Origin of the sequence: Pseudomonas sp. Snoq117.2, from assembly GCF_900110545.1 — a bacterium.
Taxonomy (GTDB): Bacteria; Pseudomonadota; Gammaproteobacteria; order Pseudomonadales; family Pseudomonadaceae; genus Chryseomonas; species Chryseomonas benzopyrenica.
In genome coordinates, this window is the sequence record NZ_FOED01000001.1 from 558,150 (window position 1) to 577,999 (window position 19,850).

A 19,850-nucleotide genomic window follows, 5' to 3' on the forward strand; every position below is an offset into this window, starting at 1 on the left:
AAGAAGGCCAAGGCGAACAGGTCGTTGAGTATCAGGCCGCCGGGACGGATCAGCAGCCCTGACAGCTGAACGCCTTCCCATCTCATCCCCAAACGAAAAAAGGGCGACCCTTTCGGATCGCCCTTCTTCTTACCCGCCAGCAGTGCGGGTTTTGTTTGGTAGGCACGATTGGATTCGAACCAACGACCCCCACCATGTCAAGGTGGTGCTCTAACCAACTGAGCTACGTGCCTGCTGTGGGTGCGCATTCTACAGCGCGAGACTTTAGCGTCAAGCCCTTTTTTCAGCTAAACGCCTGAAAACGTGAAATTTTTTTGAGGTCTAGGAAAGACGCCGGGCTGGGCGCCGTGGATAGAGCAGGATGGAAAGCCAGAGCGCGAGGGTTTCCACTGTCACCGCCAGCGCCAATCCCAGCCCTATTCCCCAGCCGATGGCTTCGGGGGTAAGGACCACCTGATAGCGATATTGACGCAGGGTCTCGTCACGCAGCTCGCCGTTGGGCCGTACCAGGATGTGCCAGGCCCGCTGGTACCAGGGGCCTTGCAAGGCCTGCCATTCTTCGTTGAACAGCGCGTTACGGCGCATCAGTACGCCAAGGCTGTCGGCGTCGCTGCGAAAAACCGGATCCTCACTGGTCTGATAGTGGGCCAGCAGGCCGTCGAGACTGCCCTCGAAATATTGTTGCGCGGTCCGCCGGAAGCCGCCCAGGGCCTGATCGGACTCCAGGCGATGGGCGTCCACGCGCTGCTCGTAGTCGAGCATGAAACCGGGGATCTGCACCCCTACCAGCAAGGCCAGGGTGAACAACAGCAGACGAATATAGCTGCGCAGCATCGTGAGGTAGGTTCCTGTCTAGACGCGACCCTGGGTGACGATCTCGCCATCCCACCAGAGATGCCATTCCCCCGGCTGATGCAGGGTCCAGACCTCGTCGCAGGTCAGCGGCTCGGTGGCGATGATGGTGACGACATCATTGGGCGTGGTCTCGGCCTTGAAGTCGATGCGTACTTCCGCATCACGCAACTGGGCCGGACCGAAGGGGGAACGGCGGGTGATATGGGCCAGCTTGGTGGTGCAGAAGCTGAACAGCCAGTCGCCATCGCTGAGCAGGCAGTTGAAGACGCCCTTCTTGCGAAAACCATCGCAGGCGTTCACCAGTTGCGGCAGCAGCATCTCCACCGGGACGGGTTCGGGAAAGCGCTCGCGAACCTGATCCAGCAGACTGCAAAAGGCCGTCTCGCTGTCGGTAGTGCCTACCGGTCGGTAGAAACGCGGCTCGGGATGAAAATCCTGCAGCTGGCCATTGTGGGCAAAGCTCCAATAGCGCCCGCCCAGCTCGCGCACGAAGGGATGGGTGTTGGCCAGATTGACCGCCCCGACATTGGCGTGGCGGATATGGCCGATCACCGTGTGGCTCTTGATCGGATAGCCCTGGACCAGCTTGGCCACTTCGGAATCGGCGCCCGGCAAGGCATCCTTGAACAGGTGCAGGCCCCTACCCTCGTAGAAGGCCACGCCCCAGCCGTCTCGATGCGGACCGGTACGACCGCCGCGCTGCATGAGGCCCTGGAGACTGAAGACCAGATCCGTGGGCACGTTGGCACTCATGCCCAGCAATTCGCACATGTCCGTCCCTCCGGGGTGGCTGCCTGGTTCAACGGCGGCTGCAGCCGCTGCCCTTCGCGGTCATGCTGAAGGGGTCACGGCCCAGGCGCAAGCCTGGATTACAGACGGGGTTCGACGCGCTCGCTGCGGCCACGGGGCTCACGGCGCTCCGCAGGTGCTGCCGGGCTGCGCAGTGCCGTCGGCGATTCCGGCTGTGGATCATCCGCAGGGCTTTCCGCGGCGACCGACGCAGGACGCGGATGGGAGCGGCGGTACAGCCAGCGACAAAGGACGAAGATCAGGTAGAGCACCACGCCGATGGTGCCAGCCGCCGCCAGATTGGCCACGGCCGACCAGGCACTGTTGCCGACCTTGAACACCAGGTCCAGCACCGTCACGGCGATGGCCGGCGCATAGAGGCCATGCTCGGCATCCACCAGAGCCGGGGTCACCAGCAGCACGGCCACCACCAGGCGGATAGGTTCGCGCAACCAGCGCCAGAGCCAACCGGTGGCCTTGAAAGACACCACCAACAGCAGCAGCGCGGCGACGGCGTAGACGGCCCAGGCGATCAGGTACTCTTGCTCGGTCATTGCGATCCATGGCGATAGCGGAAAGGAGAAGCCTATGATAGCGGTTTTGCCCCGCCCGCGTGCTCTTGCGCGGCGCCCAAGGAGCCCGCATGACCCAAGCCCCCATTGCCCGCCGCGCCCCCGGTGACGATCCCTACGCCTGGCTGGAGAGCCGCGACGCCCCCGAGGTGCTGGCGCACCTGGAAGCCGAGAACGCCTACCTGGAAGCCGAGCTGGCACCCGAGGCCGCCCTGCGCGAACAGCTGTTCGAAGAGATCCGCGCGCGCATTCGCGAGACGGATCTGTCGCTGCCCGTCCCCCGCGGCGACTATCTCTACTACCAGCGCACCCAGGCCGGTGACGAATACGGCCGTAACTATCGCTGCCGTCGCCCCGCCAATGGCGACCTCACGCCCGATCCGGCGACCGAAGAATTGCTGTTCGACGGCAATGCCATCGCCGACGGCGGCTTTCTTTCGGTCGGCCGCTTCACCATCAGTCCGGACCAGACCCGGCTCGCCTACAGCCTCGACCAGGTCGGTGACGAGACCTACCGGCTCTATGTGAAGGAACTGGCCACCGGCCTGGTGACCGAACTGCCCTTCGAGGAGTGCGACGGCAGCCTGACCTGGGCCAACGACAGCCGCACCCTGTTCTTTGGCGAGCGCGACGAATCCCATCGTCCGCACAAGCTCTATCGCTACCACCTGGGCGATGCCGAGCCGCAACTGGTCTTCCACGAGACCGACGGGCGCTTCTTTCTCGGCTGCTATCGTTCGAGCTCCGAACGCAAGCTGCTGCTTTTGTCGCACAGCAAGACCACCAGCGAAGCCTGGGTGCTGGACGCGGATCGGCCGGACGAGGCCTTCGTCTGCCTGGCGCCCCGCGAAGAAGGTCATGAGTATTTCCCCGATCATGGCGTCGATGGCTGGTACATCCGCAGCAACCAGGACGGCATCAACTTCGCGCTCTACCAGGCCGCCGAGGAAAGTCCCACGCGCTCGCACTGGCAGCTGCTGGTACCTCACGATCCCGCGGTGATGCTGGAGGACGCCAGCCTCGGCGCCCAGGCGCTGGTCTTGAGCCTGCGCACCGCCGGGTTGCCGATCCTGGAGGTTCGCCCCTATGGTCAGGCCTCCTATCGGGTCGACCTGCCGGACGAGGTCTACAGCCTCGATGCCATGGACGTACTGGAATTCGACAGTCCCGTCATGCGCCTGCGCTACGAGGCGCTCAATCGCCCCGCCGAGATCCGCGAACTGGACCTGGTAAGCGGTACCCAGCGAGTGCTCAAGCAGGTGCCGGTGGAAGGCCCCTTCGACGCCGACGCCTACGAGAGCCGCCGCCTGTGGGCCACCGCCACGGACGGCACGCGCATTCCCATCAGCCTGGTCGGTCGGCGCGATCTGCCGCAGAGCGCCCCGCTCTACCTCTATGGCTATGGTGCCTACGGCCACAGCCTGGACCCCTGGTTCTCCCATGCGCGCCTGAGCCTGCTGGATCGTGGCGTGCGCTTCGCCATCGCCCATGTGCGCGGCGGCGGCGAACTAGGGGAAGCCTGGTATCGCAGCGGCAAGCTGGAACACAAGCAGAACACCTTCGATGACTTCATCGCCTGCACCGAGCATCTGCTGGAACAGGGCCTGACGACGCCGCAACAGGTGGTCATCAGCGGCGGCAGTGCCGGCGGTCTGCTGATCGGCGCCGTGCTCAATCAGCGGCCCGAGCTCTATGCCGCGGCCATTGCCGAGGTGCCCTTCGTCGACGTGCTCAACACCATGCTCAAACCGGACCTGCCTTTGACCGTGACCGAGTACGACGAGTGGGGCGATCCGAACGAGCCCGAGGTGCGCGCGCGCATCGCCAGCTACGCGCCCTACGAAAACGTCAAGGCCCAGGCCTATCCGGCCATCCTGGCGGTGGCGGGCTATCACGACACCCGGGTGCAGTATTGGGAAGCCGCCAAGTGGGTGGCGCGGCTGCGCGAGCGGCGGACCGATCAGGCGCCCCTGCTCCTGCTCAAGACCGAATTCGGTGCCGGACACGGCGGCATGAGCGGGCGTTACCAGGCGTTGCGCGACGTGGCCCTGGAATACGCCTTCGTCTTCCGGGTACTGGGCCTGACCGGCTAGGGAACGGCGGGGGCTCTGGGCAGGTCTTTTCCACAGCTAAAGGAGAATCTGCCATGCACCTAGATGCCCCCACTCCCCCTCTCGCTCCCCCGCCTCGCAAAGCCGCTGCCATCCAGGGCGTGGAACGCCTGGCCTCCGTGGCCGGCGGTGGCTTGCTGCTCAGCCGCGGCCTGGCGCGTGGCGGTCTGCTCGGCCTGCTGACCGGCGCCACCGGCGCCTGGCTGCTGAATCGCGGCCTGCGCGGCCATTGCTCGATCAAGCGCACCCTGACCAAGGTGCGTTTCGAGCGCGACGTCCGCCGTTCGCTGGCCTGGCATTCGGCAGCCTCCCAGACCCGCCGGATCGTCATCGCCCGTCCCCGCGATGAGCTCTATCGCTTCTGGCGCGACTTCTCCAATCTGCCGATCTTCATGCGCCACATCGAACGCGTGGACGTGCTCAACGACCGCTATTCCCACTGGGTGGTCAAGGCGCCCATGGGCCGTTTCGAATGGGATGCCGAAGTCACCGACGACGTGCCGGGCCGCCTGATTGGCTGGCGCTCCTGTGGCTATGCCGGTCTGAACAACCTGGGTTGGGTCAGCTTCGAAGATGTGCCCGGTGGCACCGAGGTGACGGCCGTCATGGCCTACGAACCGCCGGCCGGCCGCCTCGGCCACCTGTTCGCCCGCCTGCTGCGCCGCGACCCTGGCACCCGCATCGCCCAGGACCTGGCCGAGTTGAAGGTGCTGCTGGAACGGGCTCACGCCGTCGGCGATCGCTATGGCGCCGTCGAGCGCACCTCGCACATGGAGTCGCCGCTGGGCTGATCTTCGGCTGTACCGCGGCGTCTCGCTCGGGACGCCGCCACCCTCCTCCCAAGCCATTCAGCCTGTACCGGCTTATCTCGTAACGACCCCAAACCCCGCTTTGCGACACCGCGGTGACAACCGGCGTGCAGCCGCTTGCGACGCCTGGAAAATCAATGTTAGCTTTCGAACAACAGAGCAGTTAATGACAACTCGATAACATTGCAGGCTATCCGGTGTGACCAAGCCACTCTTCTTCCAAGCCCTTGAAGGCGCCTTCGCCGACCTTACGCCCACCGGCAAACGCGTCGCGGGCTACCTGTTGGCCAATCCGGAGAAGCTGCCCTTCGAGACCGCCGACAGCATCGCCCAACGCACCAACACCACCGGCATTTCCGTGGGTCGGCTGCTGCGCTCGCTGGGCTATCGCAATCTCGACGACGTCAAGCAGAGCTTGAGAAACGAAGGCCTGGAAGGCTGGCGCATCACCGATCGCTTCAGTGCCTTTCGCCAGCAGAGCGGACGCAGCGACGCCCTGGACCGCTCTCTGGCCGCCGAGCTCGCCGCCATCGAGGACGTCTACCAGCTGGCCCGCGGTCCGGTGTTCGAACAGGTGGTCCAGCAGCTGACCGGTGCGGACGCCGTGTTCATCGCCGGTATCCAGACCACCCGCGGCGTCCTGGGTAGCTTTCACAGCCTGCTGGAATACATCCGCCCCAAGGCCTTCTACGTCGACGGTCTGTCGGGCACCTACGCCGACATCTTCAACAGCGGCTTCGCCCAGCCCTACCTGGTGGTGGCCGACTTTCGCGCCTATTCCAGCGTGACCCGCAAGCTCTGCGAAGCCGCACGCGATGCCCAGCTGCCCATGGCGCTGATCACCGACTACCACTGCCCCTGGGCACGGGATTACCCCGCCGACCTGCTGCAACTGCGCCTGGAAGTCGACCAGTTTTGGGACTCCCTGGCCCCGCTGGCCTGCCTGCTCAACCTGCTGGTGTCAGCGGTGGCGGATCGCTCGGGCGATGCCTTGGAACAGCGTCTGGCCAGCAACCGCGCCCTGCAGCAGCGCTTCGGGCAATTCGAATGAGCGCCGGCACCCCTCTTTACTCCAAGGAAGCATCCCGTACCGTGAACCATCCGGAACTCGTCGAGATCGACGCCCACCACTATGGTGTGGACATCCACCTGGTCTATGCGACCGCCGACAACCTGGCCGGCAAGGTGCTCTACCAGGACGCCCACTGCCTGCTGCACCGGGATGCCGCCGCCCGCCTGCAACGCGCCAGCGCGCTGGCGCAACAGGCCGGTCTGCGCCTGCAGGTGCTGGATGCCTACCGCCCGCCCTATGCCCAGCAACTGCTGTGGCGGGTGCTGCCCGACGCCCAGTACGTGAGCGATCCAGCGCAGGGTTCGCACCACAGCCGCGGCGTGGCCGTGGACGTGACCCTGCTCGACGAGGCCGGTGAACCGCTGGATATGGGTACCGGCTTCGACGACATGCGCGAGCTGTCGCACCTGTTCAATCCGGCGCTGCCCGCTGCCGCCCAGCGCAACCGCCTGCTGTTGCTGGGCATCATGCAGAGCGCCGGCTTCACCTTCATCCCCAGCGAGTGGTGGCACTTCGAACTGCCCGACGCCCGTCGTTATGCGCTGATCGACTACCACCATCTCAGCCAGGAGGAGCTCGCCGCCCTGCTGAACTGATCCTGCCGGCGACCGGGTCATTCGAATCCGGCGCCGCGAGCCCATCGCTCGACCGCCTTGCCCACTGCCGAAACACCCATAAACCCAAACAATCCGAGGTACCGGCATGTTCTCGTCTTCGCGCACCTGCGTTTCATCGGCGTCCCGCGTGCTCGCCCTGGTTTCCCTGCTGGGCCTCGGCGCCTGGCAACCGGCCAGCGCCGCCACCGCGACCGACACCCTGGTCATCGGTAAGCCTGCAGATCTGCAGACCGTCGATCCGGGCGTGACCTTCGACAACAACGACTGGACCGTGACCTATCCGGCCTACCAGCGCCTGATGCGCTACAAGGTGGAAGACGGCAAGGGCAGCACCGACGTCGAGGGCGACCTGGCCAGCGGTTGGACCGTGTCCCCCGACAACCTGGTGTGGACCTTCACCCTGAAGCCCGGCAACAAATTCGACGATGGCAGCGAGGTCACCGCCGAGGCGGTCAAGTTCTCGGTCGAGCGCCTGATGAAGCTCAAGCAGGGCCCGTCCAGCATCTTCCCGGCGGACATGGCGGTGACCGTGGTGGATCCGCAGACGATCAGATTCACCCTGCAGAAGCCCTTCGCGCCCTTCCTCTTCGCCCTGGCCCACGACGGCGCCAGCGTGATCAACCCCAAGGTGGCCAGCACCCACGGCAAGGACGTGGACGCCTGGCTGGCCGGCCATACCGCCGGCTCCGGCGCCTATCGCCTGGCCGCCTGGCAGAAGGGCCAGTCGCTGACCCTGGAGCCCAACCCGCACTACGCCGGCAAGGCGCCCACGCTCAAACAGGTGGTGATCCGCATCATCGCCGAGCCTTCGGTACGGCGCCTGCAACTGGAACAGGGCGATCTGGACATCATCGAGGACCTGCCCGAAGACCAGGTCAAGGCGCTGGCGCAGAAGTCCGGCTTCGTCACCACCGCCTACCCCTCGCTGCGGGTGACCTACCTCTACCTCAACAACAGGCGCGCACCCCTGAACGACGTCAACGCGCGCAAGGCCGTGGTCGACTCCCTCGACTACCAGGGCATCGTCGAAGGCATCGCCATGGGCAAGGCCAAGCTCATGAACGGCCCGATCCCGGACGGCATGTGGGGGCATGATCCGAGTCTGCCAATGCCCAAGCAGGACCTGGAAGCCGCCCAGACCGCCCTGGGCAAGGCGCCCAAGATGCGGGAGCTGCAATTCCTCTACTCGGACAAGGATCCGGCCTGGGAGCCCATCGGCCTGACCCTGCAGGCGGGCCTGGGCACCCTTGGCGTCAACCTGAAGATGGAGAAGCTGGCCAACGCCACCTTCCGCGAACGCCTGGGCAAGGGCGACTTCGACGTCGCCATCGGCAACTGGAGTCCGGACTTCGCCGACCCCTACATGTTCATGAACTTCTGGTTCGACAGCACCAATGCGGGACTGGCGGGCAACCGCGCCTTCTACAGCAATCCCAAGGTGGATCAGCTGCTACGCGACGCCGCCAGCGTCAGTGACGTGGCTCAGCGCAAGGCGCTGTACCAGGAGGCCCAGAAGATCGTGGTGGGCGACGCCGCCTACGCCTACCTCTACCAGAAGGCCTACACGGTGCCGATGCGCGCCGCGGTCAAGGGGTACGTGTTCAACCCCATGCTCGAGCAGGTCTTCAATTTCGCTGCGATGTCCAAGTAAGGGCGACGGGTGCCGGCGCGCTCCGGCACCCGCCTCGCGAGGTATGCCATGGCCTTCTTCCATCTGCTGCGCAAGCAGCTGACCGATATCCTCATCGTGGTGATCGGGGTATCCCTGATTACCTTCGTCATCTCCCACCTGATCCCGGGCGATCCGGCGCGGCTGATCGCCGGCGAGCGTGCCAGCGATGAAATCGTCGCCGGTATCCGTCAGCAGCTAGGTCTGGACCTGCCGCTCTACCAGCAATACTTCCGCTACATGGGGGACCTGCTGCAGGGCGATCTGGGCCAGTCGATCCGCACCCATCGCCCGGTGTTGGAAGACCTCCAGCTGTTCTTTCCGGCCACCCTGGAGCTGGCCCTGGCGGCGCTGCTGCTGTCGATCCTCATTGGCGTACCCCTGGGCGTGCTCTCGGCGGTCTACAACAACCGCTGGATCGATCACATCAGCCGCACCCTGGCGGTGGCCGGCATCTCCACCCCGGCCTTCTGGCTGGGCCTGGGGCTGATCGTGCTGTTCTACGGGCATCTCGGCTGGCTGCCGGGCGGCGGGCGGCTGGACCAGGGGCTGACGCCACCGCCGACGGTGACCGGCTTCTACCTGATCGATACTCTGCTGGCGGGCGATCTCACCGGCTTCGTCAGTGCGGCCAGACACCTGTTGCTGCCGGCGGTGACCCTAGCCTTCGTCAATCTCGGCGTCATCACCCGGCAGATCCGCGGCGCCATGCTCGAACAGCTGGGCGAGGACTATATCCGCACCGCCCGCGCCTATGGCCTGTCGCAGACCACCGTGGTGCTGCGCCACGCGCTGCCCAACGCGCTGATTCCCTCCATCACGGTAATCGGCCTGGCCCTGGGCGACCTGCTCTATGGGGCAGTGCTCACCGAGACCGTGTTCGCCTGGCCGGGCATGGGCGCCTATGTGGTCAAGTCGATCCAGGCGCTGGATTTCCCGGCGGTCATGGGCTTCGCCATCGTGGTGTCCTTCATCTACGTCCTGCTCAACCGCTTCATCGACCTGCTCTACCGGCTGGTCGATCCCCGCATCGGCAAGGTGAACTAGCATGACGACCCTGACCGCTGCGCGCCCCCGCTGGCGCGAGCAGACCGCCTGGCTGGCCTGGCGCATCCGCCGCAATCCGCTGATGCTCACGGGGCTGGTGATCACCCTGCTGGTGCTGCTGTGCATGGTCGCCGCGCCCTGGCTCGCGCCCTACCAGCCCAACGCGCTGAAACTCACCGCCCGCCTGCAGGCACCCAGCGCCCTGCACTGGTTCGGCACCGACGAGGTGGGTCGCGACCTGCTCAGCCGGGTGATCTACGGCAGCCGCCAGTCGGTGGGCGTCGGCCTGTTCGTGGCCTTTGCCGCCTGCGCCATCGGCGGCCTGCTCGGCTGCCTGTCGGGCATCGTCGGCGGCGCCTTCGATCGGCTGATGATGCGCCTGATGGACATCATCCTCTCGGTGCCTTCGCTGGTGCTGATCATGGCCCTGGCCGCCGCCCTCGGGCCGAGTCTGTTCAACGCCATGCTGGCCATCACCCTGGTGCGCATCCCCTTCTATGTGCGCCTGGCCCGCGGCCAGACCCTGAGCATCCGCCAGCTGGCCTATGTCCAGGCAGCACGCACCTTTGGCGCCGGCAAATGGCACCTGGTGCATTGGCACGTGGCCCGCAACGCCATGCCGCCGCTGCTGGTGCAATTCAGCCTGGACATCGGCAACGCCATCCTCATGGCCTCGGCGCTGGGCTTCATCGGTCTGGGCGCCCAGCCGCCCACCGCGGAATGGGGCGTGATGGTCGCCAGCGGCCGCAATTTCATCCTCGACCAGTGGTGGTACTCGACCTTCCCGGGTCTGGCGATCCTGGTCACCGCCATCGGTTTCAACCTGCTGGGCGATGGCATCCGCGATCTGCTCGATCCTCGCCAAAAGGGCAAATGACATGGGCCAGCCCGTTCTGCACATCGACCAGCTGAATCTAGAATTCCCCGGCTTTCGCAGCAGCGCCAAGGCGCTCAACGGCGTCAGCCTGAGTGTGGCCCCCGGCGAGATCGTCGGCGTGGTGGGCGAGTCCGGCTCGGGCAAGTCGGTCACCGCGATGCTCACCCTCGGCCTGTTGCCACCCGGCAGCTACCGGGTCACTGGTGGCAGCGTCAACCTGGTGGGCCACGACATGCTCGCCTTGAGCGAGCGCCAGCTGATGGAGGTCCGCGGCCGCGAGGCGGCGATGATCTTCCAGGAGCCGATGACCGCGCTCAATCCGACGCGGCGCATCGGCCGCCAGTTGCTGGACGTGATTCGCCGCCATACCGCGCTGGATGCCGCTCAGGCCCGCGCCAAGGCGATCGAGTTGCTCAAGGACATGCACATCGCCGATCCCGAGCAGATCCTCGAACGCTATCCCTTCGAGCTGTCCGGCGGCATGCGCCAGCGCATCATGATCGCCCTGGCCTTCTCCTGCGATCCGCAGCTATTGATCGCCGATGAGCCGACCACCGCGCTGGACGTCACGGTGCAGCGCCAGGTGCTGCTCCTGCTGCGCGAAAAGGCACGGGCCCGGGGCACCGCCATCCTGCTGATCACCCATGACATGGCCCTGGTCGCGCAATTCTGCGATCGCGTCTATGTGATGTACGCCGGCGGCATCGTCGAACAGGGGGCTACCGCGGCGGTCATGCAGGCACCCCGACATCCCTATACCCAGGGCCTGCTGGCCTGCCTGCCGGAAAAGGCGGTGCCCGGCAGCGACCTGGCCAGCATCCCCGGACAGGTGCCCAACCTGGCCCAGCTACCTGGCGGCTGCAGCCTCAAGGATCGTTGCAGTCGGCGCCATGAGCGCTGCGAGACGCGCCCCGCACTGCTGCCGACGGACACCCCCGATCACCTGAGCGCCTGCTGGCTGCAGGCGGAGGACGCCCCGGCATGAACACCTTTTCCCCGCCCGCCGTACCGCTGCTGGAGCTCAGCGGCATCGAGGTACGTTATCCGGTGGGCCGCGACTGGCTCGGGCGCACCAAGGGCCAGGCCCATGCCCTCAACGGCATCGACCTGCGACTATTTTCCGGCGAGACCCTGGGCGTGCTCGGCGAATCCGGCTGCGGCAAGAGCACCCTGGCCCAGGTCCTGATGGGGCTGGTGGAGCCGGTGAGCGGCTCCCTTCGAGGCTCGGCCCGTGGCGAGCGCAACATCCAGATCGTCTTCCAGGACCCGCAGTCCTCGCTGGATCCGCGCCTGCCGGTGTGGAAGCTGATCACCGAGCCGCTGGTGGTGCGGGGTCGCAGCTCCTCTGTCGAATTGCGCGCCCTGGCCGAGCGCCTGGCGGCGCAGGTCGGTATCCGTCCCGAATACCTGGATCGCTACCCGCACCAGTTCTCCGGCGGCCAGCGCCAGCGCATTGCCATCGCCCGGGCGCTGTCGTCGGATCCGGACGTCATCATTCTCGACGAGCCCACCTCGGCCCTGGACATCTCGGTGCAGGCGCAGATCCTCAACCTGCTGGCCCAGCTGCAACGCGATCGCGGCCTGACCTTCGTACTGATCTCCCACAACGTCTCGGTGGTGCGCCACCTGGCCGACCGGGTGGCGGTGATGTACCTGGGGCAGATCGTCGAGCTGGGGGCGGCGGCAGAGGTGCTGGAGCAGCCCAGCCACCCCTATACCCGACTATTGCTGGAGGCGGTGCCGCGGCTGGATCAGCCGCTCACGGGCAATGCCGCGGCGCAGCGCACCGAGCTACCGGGCAACCGAGTACTGCCGGCTGGCTGTTTCTTTCGGGATCGCTGTCCGCAGGCGGGCACCGGTTGCGAGCGACCTCAGGCACTGCTGCCAGGTGAGTTGGCGGAGGTACGCTGCCATCGCGCAACAGGCCTGACGGCGCAGCTGCGGACCAGCTCCGCGGCGGTCTGAAGCCGGGATCAGCCCGCGCGAAAGATCAGATAGTCTTCCCAGTCGTCTTCGGCGACCTGGGTTTCGCTGAGCATGCGGCCGGATTGGGAAATGCCGGCCTTGTGCACCGCCTCGCGGTCGTCACAGATCAGCGGGTGCCACTCCGGCAGATCCTTGCCCTCGGCCACCAGGCGATAGCCGCAAGTAGGCGGCAGCCAGGCGAACTGGTCGGCCTGGGCCGGGGTGAGCTGGATGCAGTCGGGGACGAAGCGGGTGCGCTCGGCGTAGCGACTGCACTGACAGGTCTTGAGATCCAGCAGCTTGCAGGCGATGCGCGTGTAATAAACGGCGCCGTCGTCCTCGTCTTCGAGCTTCTGCAGGCAGCACAGGCCACAGCCGTCGCACAGCGACTCCCATTCCAGGGCATCGAGCTGATCGAGGGTCTTGCGCTTCCAGAACGGCTGGGTGATGGCGGCCATGGCAGAGATCGTGGCAAGGAAAGGGGGCGCGCAGTCTAGTGCCGCACGCCGCGAGCGCCAAGCACCGTTCGCGCCCTTGTCGACGCCGCCCGACCGGATTACCGTGCCGGACTCCCCTTTCCTCCCGTGGTGAAGCCATGACCAGCAGCAGCCGTACGCCCCAGTATCCCGTAGATCCCCAGTTCGTCCAGCGCTGGTCGCCCCGCGCCTTCGACCCGGTCGCCATCGAGGAAGAGACCCTGCTCGGTTTCATCGAGGCCGCGCGCTGGGCGCCGTCAGCCTTCAATGCCCAGCCCTGGCGCTTCCTCTATGCACGTCGCGACGACGCCCATTGGGAGCTGTTCCTGTCGCTGATTAGTGAATTCAACCGCGGCTGGGCGCAGCACGCCTCGGCGCTGGTGATCATCCTGTCGAAGACCACCCTGCTGCGCGCCAGCAGTGGCGAGGAAGTCCCCTTCCCCAGCCACAGCTTCGATGCCGGTGCGGCCTGGGCCTACCTGGCACTGCAGGCGACCAATGCGGGCTGGCACGCCCACGGCATGGCCGGGATCGACCGCGAAGGCATCCAGCGCGAACTCAAGGTGCCGGCGGCGTTCAAGGTCGAGCTGGCGGTCGCCATCGGCAAGCTGGGCGACAAGGCCAGCCTGCCGGAGTCCCTGCAGGGGCGCGAGTTGCCCAGTCCGCGCCTGACCGTCGAGGAGCTGGCGGTGGCCGGCCCCTATACCTTCGACTGAGCGGCCAACTCGACGGCGCCACGCAGGGGCTGCCCCTGTTGCAGGCGCTGGAGATTGTCGAGAAACAACCGGACCGCCGCCGCCGGCGGCGTGGGCCCGGCGACATGGGCGGTGAGGTGCAGGTTGGGCGTCCGCCAGAAAGGGTGCTCGGCCGGCAACGGCTCCTGACGGAACACGTCGAGCACCGCCCCGGCCAGCTGCCCGCTCTCCAACGCGGCGATCAGCTCGGCGTCCACCACGCTGGTGCCGCGTCCGGCATTGATGAACAAGGCACCCGCAGGCAAGGCGGCGAAAAAGTCCGCATCGTAGAGATCCTGGGTGCTGCCGCTGTCCGGCAACAGATTGACCACGAAGTCCGCATCCCGCGCCACCTGGTGCAGTTCCGGGAGCGGCACCACCCGGGCAAAGCCAGGCGAGGTTCGTGCACTGCGGGCGACGCCGGTGAGGATCATGCCGAACGGCGCGAATAGACGAGCGATGTCCTGACCGATGTCCCCTGCCCCGACCAGCAGCAGACGCCGCCCGGCCAGGGTGCCCGGCACCCGGGTGTCCCAGTGCCCCTCGCGTTGGCTGAGCTGACGCGCGGCCACCTGGCGCTCATGCTGCAACAGATAGGTCAGGACGTATTCGCCGATGCTCTGGCCGAACAGCCCTACTGCTCTGCTGAAGCGATAACCGTCTGGCAGGTCCGCCGCCAGCAACGGCGCATAGCCGGCCCAGGTGGATTGCAGCCAGAGCGGCTTGACGCCCTCGCGCAGCAGGGCTGCGGCACGATCCGGCTGGCCAAGCCAGTAGCATGGCCGCTGGGCAAGACGCACGGCCTCGACCGGGTCCGCCGGCACCTGCAGGTCCAGCTCCGGCGCCAATTGGCGCCAGGCCTCGACATAGCCGGCCGCCGCGTCTTCCAGCAGCAGGACGGCGGTCATAGCGGATCGTTGAGACGCAGCAGTTCTTCGGGCAGGTGCTCGATGTAGTCGTCGCGCTCCAGCTCCGGCGGTGGCATCTGCAGGTGATAGCCCTGCTTGGCGATGTTCTCGAGGACCTTGGCGACGTCTTCCCGGGCCAGCGTGCGCTGCGGGGTGAGCACGAACTCGAAGGCCAGTGCCGGAGGCCCGAAAGCCGCGAGCAAGCCTTCAGGGACCAGAGTCAGGCCCTTGAGCTTGTCGACATAGAGGTACATTTCCGGCTTGCGCGGGCTTCGGTAGATGGAGCAGAGCAGTTTCATGGGGTGTCTTCCAGGGGCGCCGGCGGGGTGCGCTGCGCCTGCAGGTGATCGAGAAGGGCCTGGCCGAAGCGTTCGCGGCGCCAACCGCGCAGGTTCGCCGGCAGTTGGTAGTCGCCATCGGGCCAACCGGTGAGCAGCAAGGCTTCGAGCACCTTCTTGCGCAACATCAGTTCCGGCGCCATGCCCAGGGCCTCGGCATCGCGTTCGCCAATGGCGCGCAAGGCCTTGAGCAGCGACGACGCCTCGTGGGGCAAGGGCTCGGCCTGCAGCTCTGGCCATTGGTCAGCCGGGGTGGCGGCGCCTTCGGCAATCAGTTCCAGCAGGGTATCGCCGTCCTGGCGCACGGTGCGCGGGTGCATGTCGTCGATGCGCGCCAGGGCCTGCTTGTCGGTCGGCTGGAAACGCGCCAGCGGCCACAGCGAGCGTTCGCGCAGGACATGGTTGCGCGGCTGATCGCGCTCGCGGGCACTGACCTCGCGCCAGTGGCAGAGCACCCGCAGCACCGCCAACTGCTGGCGCGACAGGCGCCAGGCCAGCTTGACGTCGCGGTAGGCTTCCCAGGGATCGCTGATGCGCCGCAGATTGGCGACCAGTTCAGCGCCATCTTCCAGTAGCCAGGTGCGCCGCTGATCATCCAGACGCGCGTTCAGGTAGTGGTAGACGTCGACCAGATAGGTCACGTCGGCCGCCGCGTAACGTTCCTGCAACGGCGTCAGCGGCCGTTGCAGCCAGTCGGAGCGGGTCTCGTCCTTGGGGATGTCGATCTTGAGCACTTCGGCGACCAGCCGCGAATAACCCATGGAATGGGCCAGCCCCAGATAGGCCGCCGCCAGCTGGGTGTCGTACAGCGGCTGCGGCAGGCTGCCGGTCAGGCGCAACAACACTTCCAGGTCTTCGCTGCAGGCGTGCAGCACCTTGACCACCGCCGGGTCCTCCAGCAGCGCGGCGAAAGGCGTCCAGTCACCGATGCACAGGGGATCGACCAGGTAGGCCTGTTCGCCGTTGCCGATCTGGATCAGACCGGCCTTGGGATAGAAGGTGTCGACCCGCATGAATTCGGTGTCGAGAGCGATGAAGGGCAGGGTCTGGCACCGCGCGCAGAGGGCGGCCAGCGCCGCGTCGTCGCGGATCCAGTGAGGGGCAGAAGTCAAGGGCGCACTCCGAACAGATGAGCCGACAGTATAAGCCACCCGGGCCGGTTCTTCGGTGCCGCTTGACGCCCCTGTCACACACCGGGAAACGTGGCATTCAGCGGCTTTCCAGGCGGGTTCGTCGGATGAACGCCTGATGACCGCCCCGAACCAAACGTGACCGAATAGTTTTTTTTGTATTCGCAAGCAGGGCCTGCTAAAAGCTGAGTGTGCGCAGGTACTCACTCGGACTTGGGAATCCGCGGAGGTAAGCGCTTCTCGCCTTTCAATGGAGCTGCAAGAGCATGAAAACAATAAAACTGACCCTACTTGCATTGGCCGTTTCGAGCGCTTCCGGCTATGCCCTGGCGAACGGTCTGGCTATCAACGAACAGAGTGTCAGCGGGATGGGTACCTCCTTCGCCGGACGCTCTTCCTCCGCGCAGGACGCTTCCACCATCTATGGCAACCCGGCTGGCATGTCCCGCCTGGGCCGTGAGGTGTCCCTGGGTGGCGCCTATATCCACGCCAAGATCGACATCAAGGACGCCAGTGGTCGCTACGCCAACGGCCAGGCCGTGCAGGGCAGCAACGATGGCGACATGGTGCCCACCTCGGTGGTGCCTTTCGGCTACTTCGTGACGCCGGTGGATGACCGCCTGCACTTCGGCCTGGGTGTCTACGTCCCCTATGCGCTGATCAGCAACTACGAGCACGCCTTCCAGGGTCGCTACCAGGGTCAGGCGAGCAAGGTGGAAGTCATCACCATCCAGCCGACCGTCAGCTACAAGATCACCGACAAGGTGTCCGTCGGCTTTGGCCCGACCATCAACCGCATCGAAGGCAAGCTCAACAGTAACGTCAACTTCGGCAGCACCCAGGATGGCCAGGTCAAGATCGATGGCGACGACACCGCCTATGGCTTCAACGTCGGCCTGCTGGCGGACCTGACCGATGACCTGACCTTCGGCCTGACCTACCACTCCAAGGTCACCTACAAGCTCAAGGGCAACACCGAGGTGACTGGCGCCAACAGCCAGGCCAGCCCCATCACCAATGCCCTGGTCAGCCGCCTCAATGGCAAGTATGACGCCAGCCTCAACATCACCCTGCCAGAGAGCAGCGATGCCTCCTTCACCTATCGGCTGAACAACGACTGGACGATGTACGCCGGCGCCACCTGGACCCGCTGGAGTCGCCTGAAGTCGATCGACGTGGAGAACGAGGGCACCCCCACCCTGCCGGTGCTGGGTTCGCCCCTGGCAACCGTGACGGAAGAGCTCAACTGGAAGGACACCTGGTCCTACGCCATCGGCGCGGCCTATCAGCTGAATCCCCAGTGGGTGCTGCGTGCCGGCATGGCCATTGACCCCTCCCCGGCGGACAACGGCAACCGCAACGTGCGCATCCCGGTGGGCGATCGCAAGACCTTCTCGGTGGGCGCAGGCTGGTCGCCGACCAAGGACATGACCATCGATGTGGCCTATGCCTATCTGTGGGAAGACGATGTGTCGATCAATCGCCCCGCTACCTCGACCAAGGCAGGCTACAGCGCCAAATACGACAACAGCGCCCACGGCCTGGGTGCCCAGCTGACCTACCGCTTCTAAGAGCGCCAGGGTCCGTCTGCCGAAGCCGCCGCCAGGCGGCTTCGTGCTTTTCCGGATATAGAGCGAGCATCAGCTACCGGCTGCGATCACCAGCCTGACCTCTTGCCTAGGCCCGGAGCGCCCAGTAACCCTGCTCCTGCCCGGCGTACCAGCGCTGGAAGTCTTCCAGCGACAGGGCGCCGGCCACCAACTGGCCCTGGATCTGGTCGCAGCCGAGCTCGGTAAGGACCTGCAGCGCCTGGTGGGTCTCCACGCCTTCGGCCACCACCCGCAGGCCACGCAACTGGCCCAGCTGGACCAGCAACCTGATCACCTCCTGATCACCGGGCAGTTGGCAATGCTCGATGAACTGCCGATCGATCTTCAGCTCGTCGATGGGAAAGCTGCTCAGGCAGGCCAGCGAGGAATGCCCGGCGCCGAAGTCGTCCAGCGACAATTCGAAGCCCATGGCCTTGAGCTGGCGCAGGCAGTCGAGCACCTGTACCGGATTGCTCATGGCCCGGGACTCGGTGATCTCCAGGCAGAAGCCGGCGGCCACGGCACCCGTCTCGTCCAGCAGCCGGCCGATGCGGGCGATGAAGGCTGGGTGCTCGAGGTCCAGCAGCGACAGATTGACGTTGAGTTTGAGGGCACCTAGCTGCCGCTCGCGCTGCAGGTGCATGCAACGTTCCAGTACCCAGAGCGTGATGTCGCAGATCTTGCGGCTCTGTTCGGCGATACCGACGAAGGCGTCTGGCTTGAGCAGGCCCAGTTCCGGATGCTGCCAGCGGATCAAGACTTCGGCGCCCTCGACCCGGCCATCCGGCAGCGCGATCTTGGGTTGCAGATAGAGCCGCAACTGGTCGTGATCCACGGCGAGGTCCAGGGCATCGAGCATGGCAATGCCGAGCTGCCGCTGGCGCTCCTGGTCCGGATCATGGAAGGCGAAGGGCAGCTGCCGCCGACGCGCATCTTGCAGGGCGGTCTCGGCGTTGGCCAGCAGGGCTTCGGCGCTGGTGCCGTGTTCGGGGTAGCAGGCGATGCCGAAGGTGATGCGCAGGGATACCCGCTGATTGCCACTGACGAAGGGTTTCTCCACTAGGTTGCGCAGCGACAGCAGCGCCGCCTCCGCCGAGGCGCCGTCGAACCAGGGCAGCAGCAGGACGAAGGTGTCGGCGCCGATCCGCGCCACGCCGTTCTCTTCCGGCGCCGCGACCCTTAGCCGGCGGGCCAGATGACGCAGGATCTTGTCGCCGCCCTCCTGGCCAAGCAGTTCGTTGATGTTACGGAAGTTCGCCACGTCCAGCAGCAAGACGGCGAAACGCCCGGCTGCGGCGCGCTCGATGCGCTGGCGGATCTCCAGGACCAGCCGCACCTGGTTGGGCAGGCGGGTGAGCATGTCACGAAAGGCCAGCTGGCTGATGCGCCGCTCGCGCGCGGCGAGGGCGGCGCCCATCTGGTTCATGGCGCGACCCAGCCGGCCGACCGGGTCCCGCCCTTCCTTGAGGCCCAGTTGATAGTCGCCATCGGCGATGCGTTCGGTGGCCTGCCCGAGGCGGGCCAGATAGCGGTTGAGGGCGCCTGCCAGTATTCGACTGACCAACGCCCCCAAGGCAAAGATGATCGCGCCTATCAGCAGCGAATCCAGCAGAGCCGACTGCTCTGCCGCTGCTATTCCTTCCATGAACATGTCCGCCCCTATGACGACTGCTTGCCCGTCCTGCCCGGGAATGGCCAGGAACAGGGAACGGAAACTGCCAAAGTTATCCTGGTATTCCGCGAAACGAGGTTGATGATCGGCAAACACGGCGCCGAGTTCCGGCGGGGCCTGATCGTAGAGCTGGCGATAGTCGCCGAAGTAGCCAACGCGGATTTCTTCCTCGTTGGCCGAATCCATGATGAAGCGAAAGCTCGAACCGTCCTTGACGAAGGCATAGAGCGACGCCAGCCCGGCCTTGCGGGCATAGCGATCCAGGGTGATCAGGGTTCGCTGGTAGCGTTCGGGATCGGCCTGGGCCGGATCCTGCAATTGGGCGAGATAGTCCTCGCCGAGAATTTCCGGCAGCGCCAGGGCCGCGCTCATCAAGCGATAGTCGATGCTCTGGCTGCTGGCATCGCGGGCCTGGCGATAGCTGTGCAGGGTAAACAACAGGGTGCCCAGGGCATCCACCAGGATGAACGCCAGAAAGAAGGTGGCGAACAGGCTGCGCGGTTTGAGGCTGAGCCGCGACGCGGGGGCGACTTCCCGGGGCGAGGCGGCGCTTTGGGGCGCATCGGGCATTGGGGCTCCTTGTCCAGTTGACGACGACTCCCTCTGGATCCGCACGTGCC

General features: G+C 65.8%; 19 protein-coding genes and 1 tRNA gene. 11 read left to right on the forward strand and 9 right to left on the reverse strand.

What is annotated here, in order from left to right:
• Positions 1–156: 156 nt before the first annotated feature.
• From BMZ43_RS02815 to BMZ43_RS02830, 4 genes are all read right to left on the reverse strand, one after another.
• Positions 157–233, reverse strand: a tRNA-Val gene (locus tag BMZ43_RS02815).
• Positions 234–321: 88 nt separating this feature from the next.
• Complete coding sequence (locus BMZ43_RS02820; RefSeq protein ID WP_068385407.1) at positions 322–834, reverse strand: DUF2937 family protein; 513 nt, start codon at positions 832–834, stop codon at positions 322–324.
• Positions 835–852: 18 nt separating this feature from the next.
• Positions 853–1,626 carry a class II glutamine amidotransferase gene (locus BMZ43_RS02825; protein WP_017638841.1) on the reverse strand — a complete coding sequence of 258 codons (774 nt, stop codon included), beginning with the start codon at positions 1,624–1,626 and terminating at the stop codon, positions 853–855.
• A gap of 98 nt (positions 1,627–1,724) precedes the next feature.
• Positions 1,725–2,198, reverse strand: coding sequence for an MFS transporter (locus BMZ43_RS02830; protein WP_068385404.1), 474 nt, complete (start codon positions 2,196–2,198; stop codon positions 1,725–1,727).
• Between the two features lie 89 nt (positions 2,199–2,287).
• Between BMZ43_RS02830 and BMZ43_RS02835 the strand changes: the two genes are divergently transcribed.
• The 9 genes from BMZ43_RS02835 (at position 2,288) to BMZ43_RS02875 (ending at position 12,383) form a co-directional block, all read left to right on the forward strand.
• The gene (locus BMZ43_RS02835) at positions 2,288–4,309 is read left to right on the forward strand and encodes a S9 family peptidase (protein ID WP_093249602.1); all 2,022 of its coding nucleotides are present in this window, start codon (positions 2,288–2,290) and stop codon (positions 4,307–4,309) included.
• Positions 4,310–4,362: 53 nt separating this feature from the next.
• Positions 4,363–5,118: an SRPBCC family protein gene (locus BMZ43_RS02840; RefSeq protein ID WP_093249606.1), complete on the forward strand. Its 756-nt coding sequence runs from the start codon at positions 4,363–4,365 to the stop codon at positions 5,116–5,118.
• 217 nt (positions 5,119–5,335) lie between these two features.
• The gene (locus BMZ43_RS02845) at positions 5,336–6,187 is read left to right on the forward strand and encodes a MurR/RpiR family transcriptional regulator (protein WP_017638845.1); all 852 of its coding nucleotides are present in this window, start codon (positions 5,336–5,338) and stop codon (positions 6,185–6,187) included.
• A 41-nt stretch (positions 6,188–6,228) separates the two neighbouring features.
• Entirely contained in the window at positions 6,229–6,804 is a 576-nt protein-coding gene (gene ddpX / locus BMZ43_RS02850; RefSeq protein WP_017638846.1) for a D-alanyl-D-alanine dipeptidase, read from the forward strand.
• Positions 6,805–6,910: 106 nt separating this feature from the next.
• Positions 6,911–8,476, forward strand: a complete 1,566-nt coding sequence (locus tag BMZ43_RS02855; RefSeq protein ID WP_093249611.1) for an ABC transporter substrate-binding protein — start codon at positions 6,911–6,913, stop codon at positions 8,474–8,476.
• Between the two features lie 48 nt (positions 8,477–8,524).
• Entirely contained in the window at positions 8,525–9,541 is a 1,017-nt protein-coding gene (locus BMZ43_RS02860; RefSeq protein WP_068385385.1) for an ABC transporter permease, read from the forward strand.
• A gap of 1 nt (position 9,542) precedes the next feature.
• Positions 9,543–10,418: a D,D-dipeptide ABC transporter permease gene (ddpC, locus tag BMZ43_RS02865; RefSeq protein WP_017638849.1), complete on the forward strand. Its 876-nt coding sequence runs from the start codon at positions 9,543–9,545 to the stop codon at positions 10,416–10,418.
• 1 nt (position 10,419) lies between these two features.
• Positions 10,420–11,403, forward strand: coding sequence for an ABC transporter ATP-binding protein (locus BMZ43_RS02870; RefSeq protein ID WP_093249617.1), 984 nt, complete (start codon positions 10,420–10,422; stop codon positions 11,401–11,403).
• Positions 11,400–12,383 (forward strand): oligopeptide/dipeptide ABC transporter ATP-binding protein, encoded by a 984-nt coding sequence (locus BMZ43_RS02875; RefSeq protein ID WP_093249622.1) that lies wholly within the window; start codon positions 11,400–11,402, stop codon positions 12,381–12,383. Before BMZ43_RS02870 ends, BMZ43_RS02875 begins: the two co-directional genes overlap by 4 nt.
• Before the next feature lie 8 nt (positions 12,384–12,391).
• Here BMZ43_RS02875 and BMZ43_RS02880 read toward each other — a convergent pair whose 3' ends face one another.
• A complete protein-coding gene (locus BMZ43_RS02880; protein ID WP_068385378.1) occupies positions 12,392–12,841 on the reverse strand; it encodes a YcgN family cysteine cluster protein in 450 nt (149 codons plus the stop codon).
• Positions 12,842–12,978: 137 nt separating this feature from the next.
• Here BMZ43_RS02880 and BMZ43_RS02885 point away from each other — a divergent pair, with 137 nt between their 5' ends.
• Positions 12,979–13,575 (forward strand): nitroreductase family protein, encoded by a 597-nt coding sequence (locus BMZ43_RS02885; RefSeq protein ID WP_017638852.1) that lies wholly within the window; start codon positions 12,979–12,981, stop codon positions 13,573–13,575.
• Here the strand turns inward: BMZ43_RS02885 and BMZ43_RS02890 are convergent.
• Genes BMZ43_RS02890 through rnd form a run of 3 tightly spaced genes read right to left on the reverse strand, consistent with a single transcriptional unit; the run spans position 13,560 to position 15,951 of the window.
• The gene (locus BMZ43_RS02890; protein WP_093249628.1) at positions 13,560–14,501 is read right to left on the reverse strand and encodes a D-2-hydroxyacid dehydrogenase; all 942 of its coding nucleotides are present in this window, start codon (positions 14,499–14,501) and stop codon (positions 13,560–13,562) included. The genes BMZ43_RS02885 and BMZ43_RS02890 overlap by 16 nt on opposite strands.
• On the reverse strand, positions 14,498–14,800 hold the full coding sequence (locus BMZ43_RS02895) for a YcgL domain-containing protein (RefSeq protein WP_017638854.1): 303 nt from the start codon (positions 14,798–14,800) through the stop codon (positions 14,498–14,500). Before BMZ43_RS02895 ends, BMZ43_RS02890 begins: the two co-directional genes overlap by 4 nt.
• On the reverse strand, positions 14,797–15,951 hold the full coding sequence (rnd, locus tag BMZ43_RS02900) for a ribonuclease D (protein ID WP_064306620.1): 1,155 nt from the start codon (positions 15,949–15,951) through the stop codon (positions 14,797–14,799). Before rnd ends, BMZ43_RS02895 begins: the two co-directional genes overlap by 4 nt.
• Positions 15,952–16,235: 284 nt before the next feature.
• Here rnd and BMZ43_RS02905 point away from each other — a divergent pair, with 284 nt between their 5' ends.
• Positions 16,236–17,540, forward strand: coding sequence for an OmpP1/FadL family transporter (locus BMZ43_RS02905; protein ID WP_093249633.1), 1,305 nt, complete (start codon positions 16,236–16,238; stop codon positions 17,538–17,540).
• A gap of 106 nt (positions 17,541–17,646) precedes the next feature.
• On the opposite strand, the gene BMZ43_RS02910 is transcribed toward BMZ43_RS02905, so the two are convergent.
• Positions 17,647–19,800: a putative bifunctional diguanylate cyclase/phosphodiesterase gene (locus tag BMZ43_RS02910; protein WP_064306622.1), complete on the reverse strand. Its 2,154-nt coding sequence runs from the start codon at positions 19,798–19,800 to the stop codon at positions 17,647–17,649.
• Positions 19,801–19,850 lie beyond the last annotated feature (50 nt).

Excerpts from the sequence above, each read along its gene's own strand:
- BMZ43_RS02870 (WP_093249617.1), top strand. The coding sequence starts at position 10,420 with ATGGGCCAGCCCGTTCTGCACATCGACCAGCTGAATCTAGAATTCCCC.
- BMZ43_RS02895 (WP_017638854.1), bottom strand. The coding sequence starts at position 14,800 with ATGAAACTGCTCTGCTCCATCTACCGAAGCCCGCGCAAGCCGGAAATG.
- BMZ43_RS02835 (WP_093249602.1), top strand. The coding sequence starts at position 2,288 with ATGACCCAAGCCCCCATTGCCCGCCGCGCCCCCGGTGACGATCCCTAC.
- BMZ43_RS02910 (WP_064306622.1), bottom strand. The coding sequence starts at position 19,800 with ATGCCCGATGCGCCCCAAAGCGCCGCCTCGCCCCGGGAAGTCGCCCCC.
- BMZ43_RS02840 (WP_093249606.1), top strand. The coding sequence starts at position 4,363 with ATGCACCTAGATGCCCCCACTCCCCCTCTCGCTCCCCCGCCTCGCAAA.
- BMZ43_RS02905 (WP_093249633.1), top strand. The coding sequence starts at position 16,236 with ATGAAAACAATAAAACTGACCCTACTTGCATTGGCCGTTTCGAGCGCT.
- BMZ43_RS02890 (WP_093249628.1), bottom strand. The coding sequence starts at position 14,501 with ATGACCGCCGTCCTGCTGCTGGAAGACGCGGCGGCCGGCTATGTCGAG.
- BMZ43_RS02860 (WP_068385385.1), top strand. The coding sequence starts at position 8,525 with ATGGCCTTCTTCCATCTGCTGCGCAAGCAGCTGACCGATATCCTCATC.
- ddpC (WP_017638849.1), top strand. The coding sequence starts at position 9,543 with ATGACGACCCTGACCGCTGCGCGCCCCCGCTGGCGCGAGCAGACCGCC.
- BMZ43_RS02885 (WP_017638852.1), top strand. The coding sequence starts at position 12,979 with ATGACCAGCAGCAGCCGTACGCCCCAGTATCCCGTAGATCCCCAGTTC.
- BMZ43_RS02880 (WP_068385378.1), bottom strand. The coding sequence starts at position 12,841 with ATGGCCGCCATCACCCAGCCGTTCTGGAAGCGCAAGACCCTCGATCAG.
- BMZ43_RS02855 (WP_093249611.1), top strand. The coding sequence starts at position 6,911 with ATGTTCTCGTCTTCGCGCACCTGCGTTTCATCGGCGTCCCGCGTGCTC.
- BMZ43_RS02825 (WP_017638841.1), bottom strand. The coding sequence starts at position 1,626 with ATGTGCGAATTGCTGGGCATGAGTGCCAACGTGCCCACGGATCTGGTC.
- BMZ43_RS02875 (WP_093249622.1), top strand. The coding sequence starts at position 11,400 with ATGAACACCTTTTCCCCGCCCGCCGTACCGCTGCTGGAGCTCAGCGGC.
- BMZ43_RS02820 (WP_068385407.1), bottom strand. The coding sequence starts at position 834 with ATGCTGCGCAGCTATATTCGTCTGCTGTTGTTCACCCTGGCCTTGCTG.
- BMZ43_RS02830 (WP_068385404.1), bottom strand. The coding sequence starts at position 2,198 with ATGACCGAGCAAGAGTACCTGATCGCCTGGGCCGTCTACGCCGTCGCC.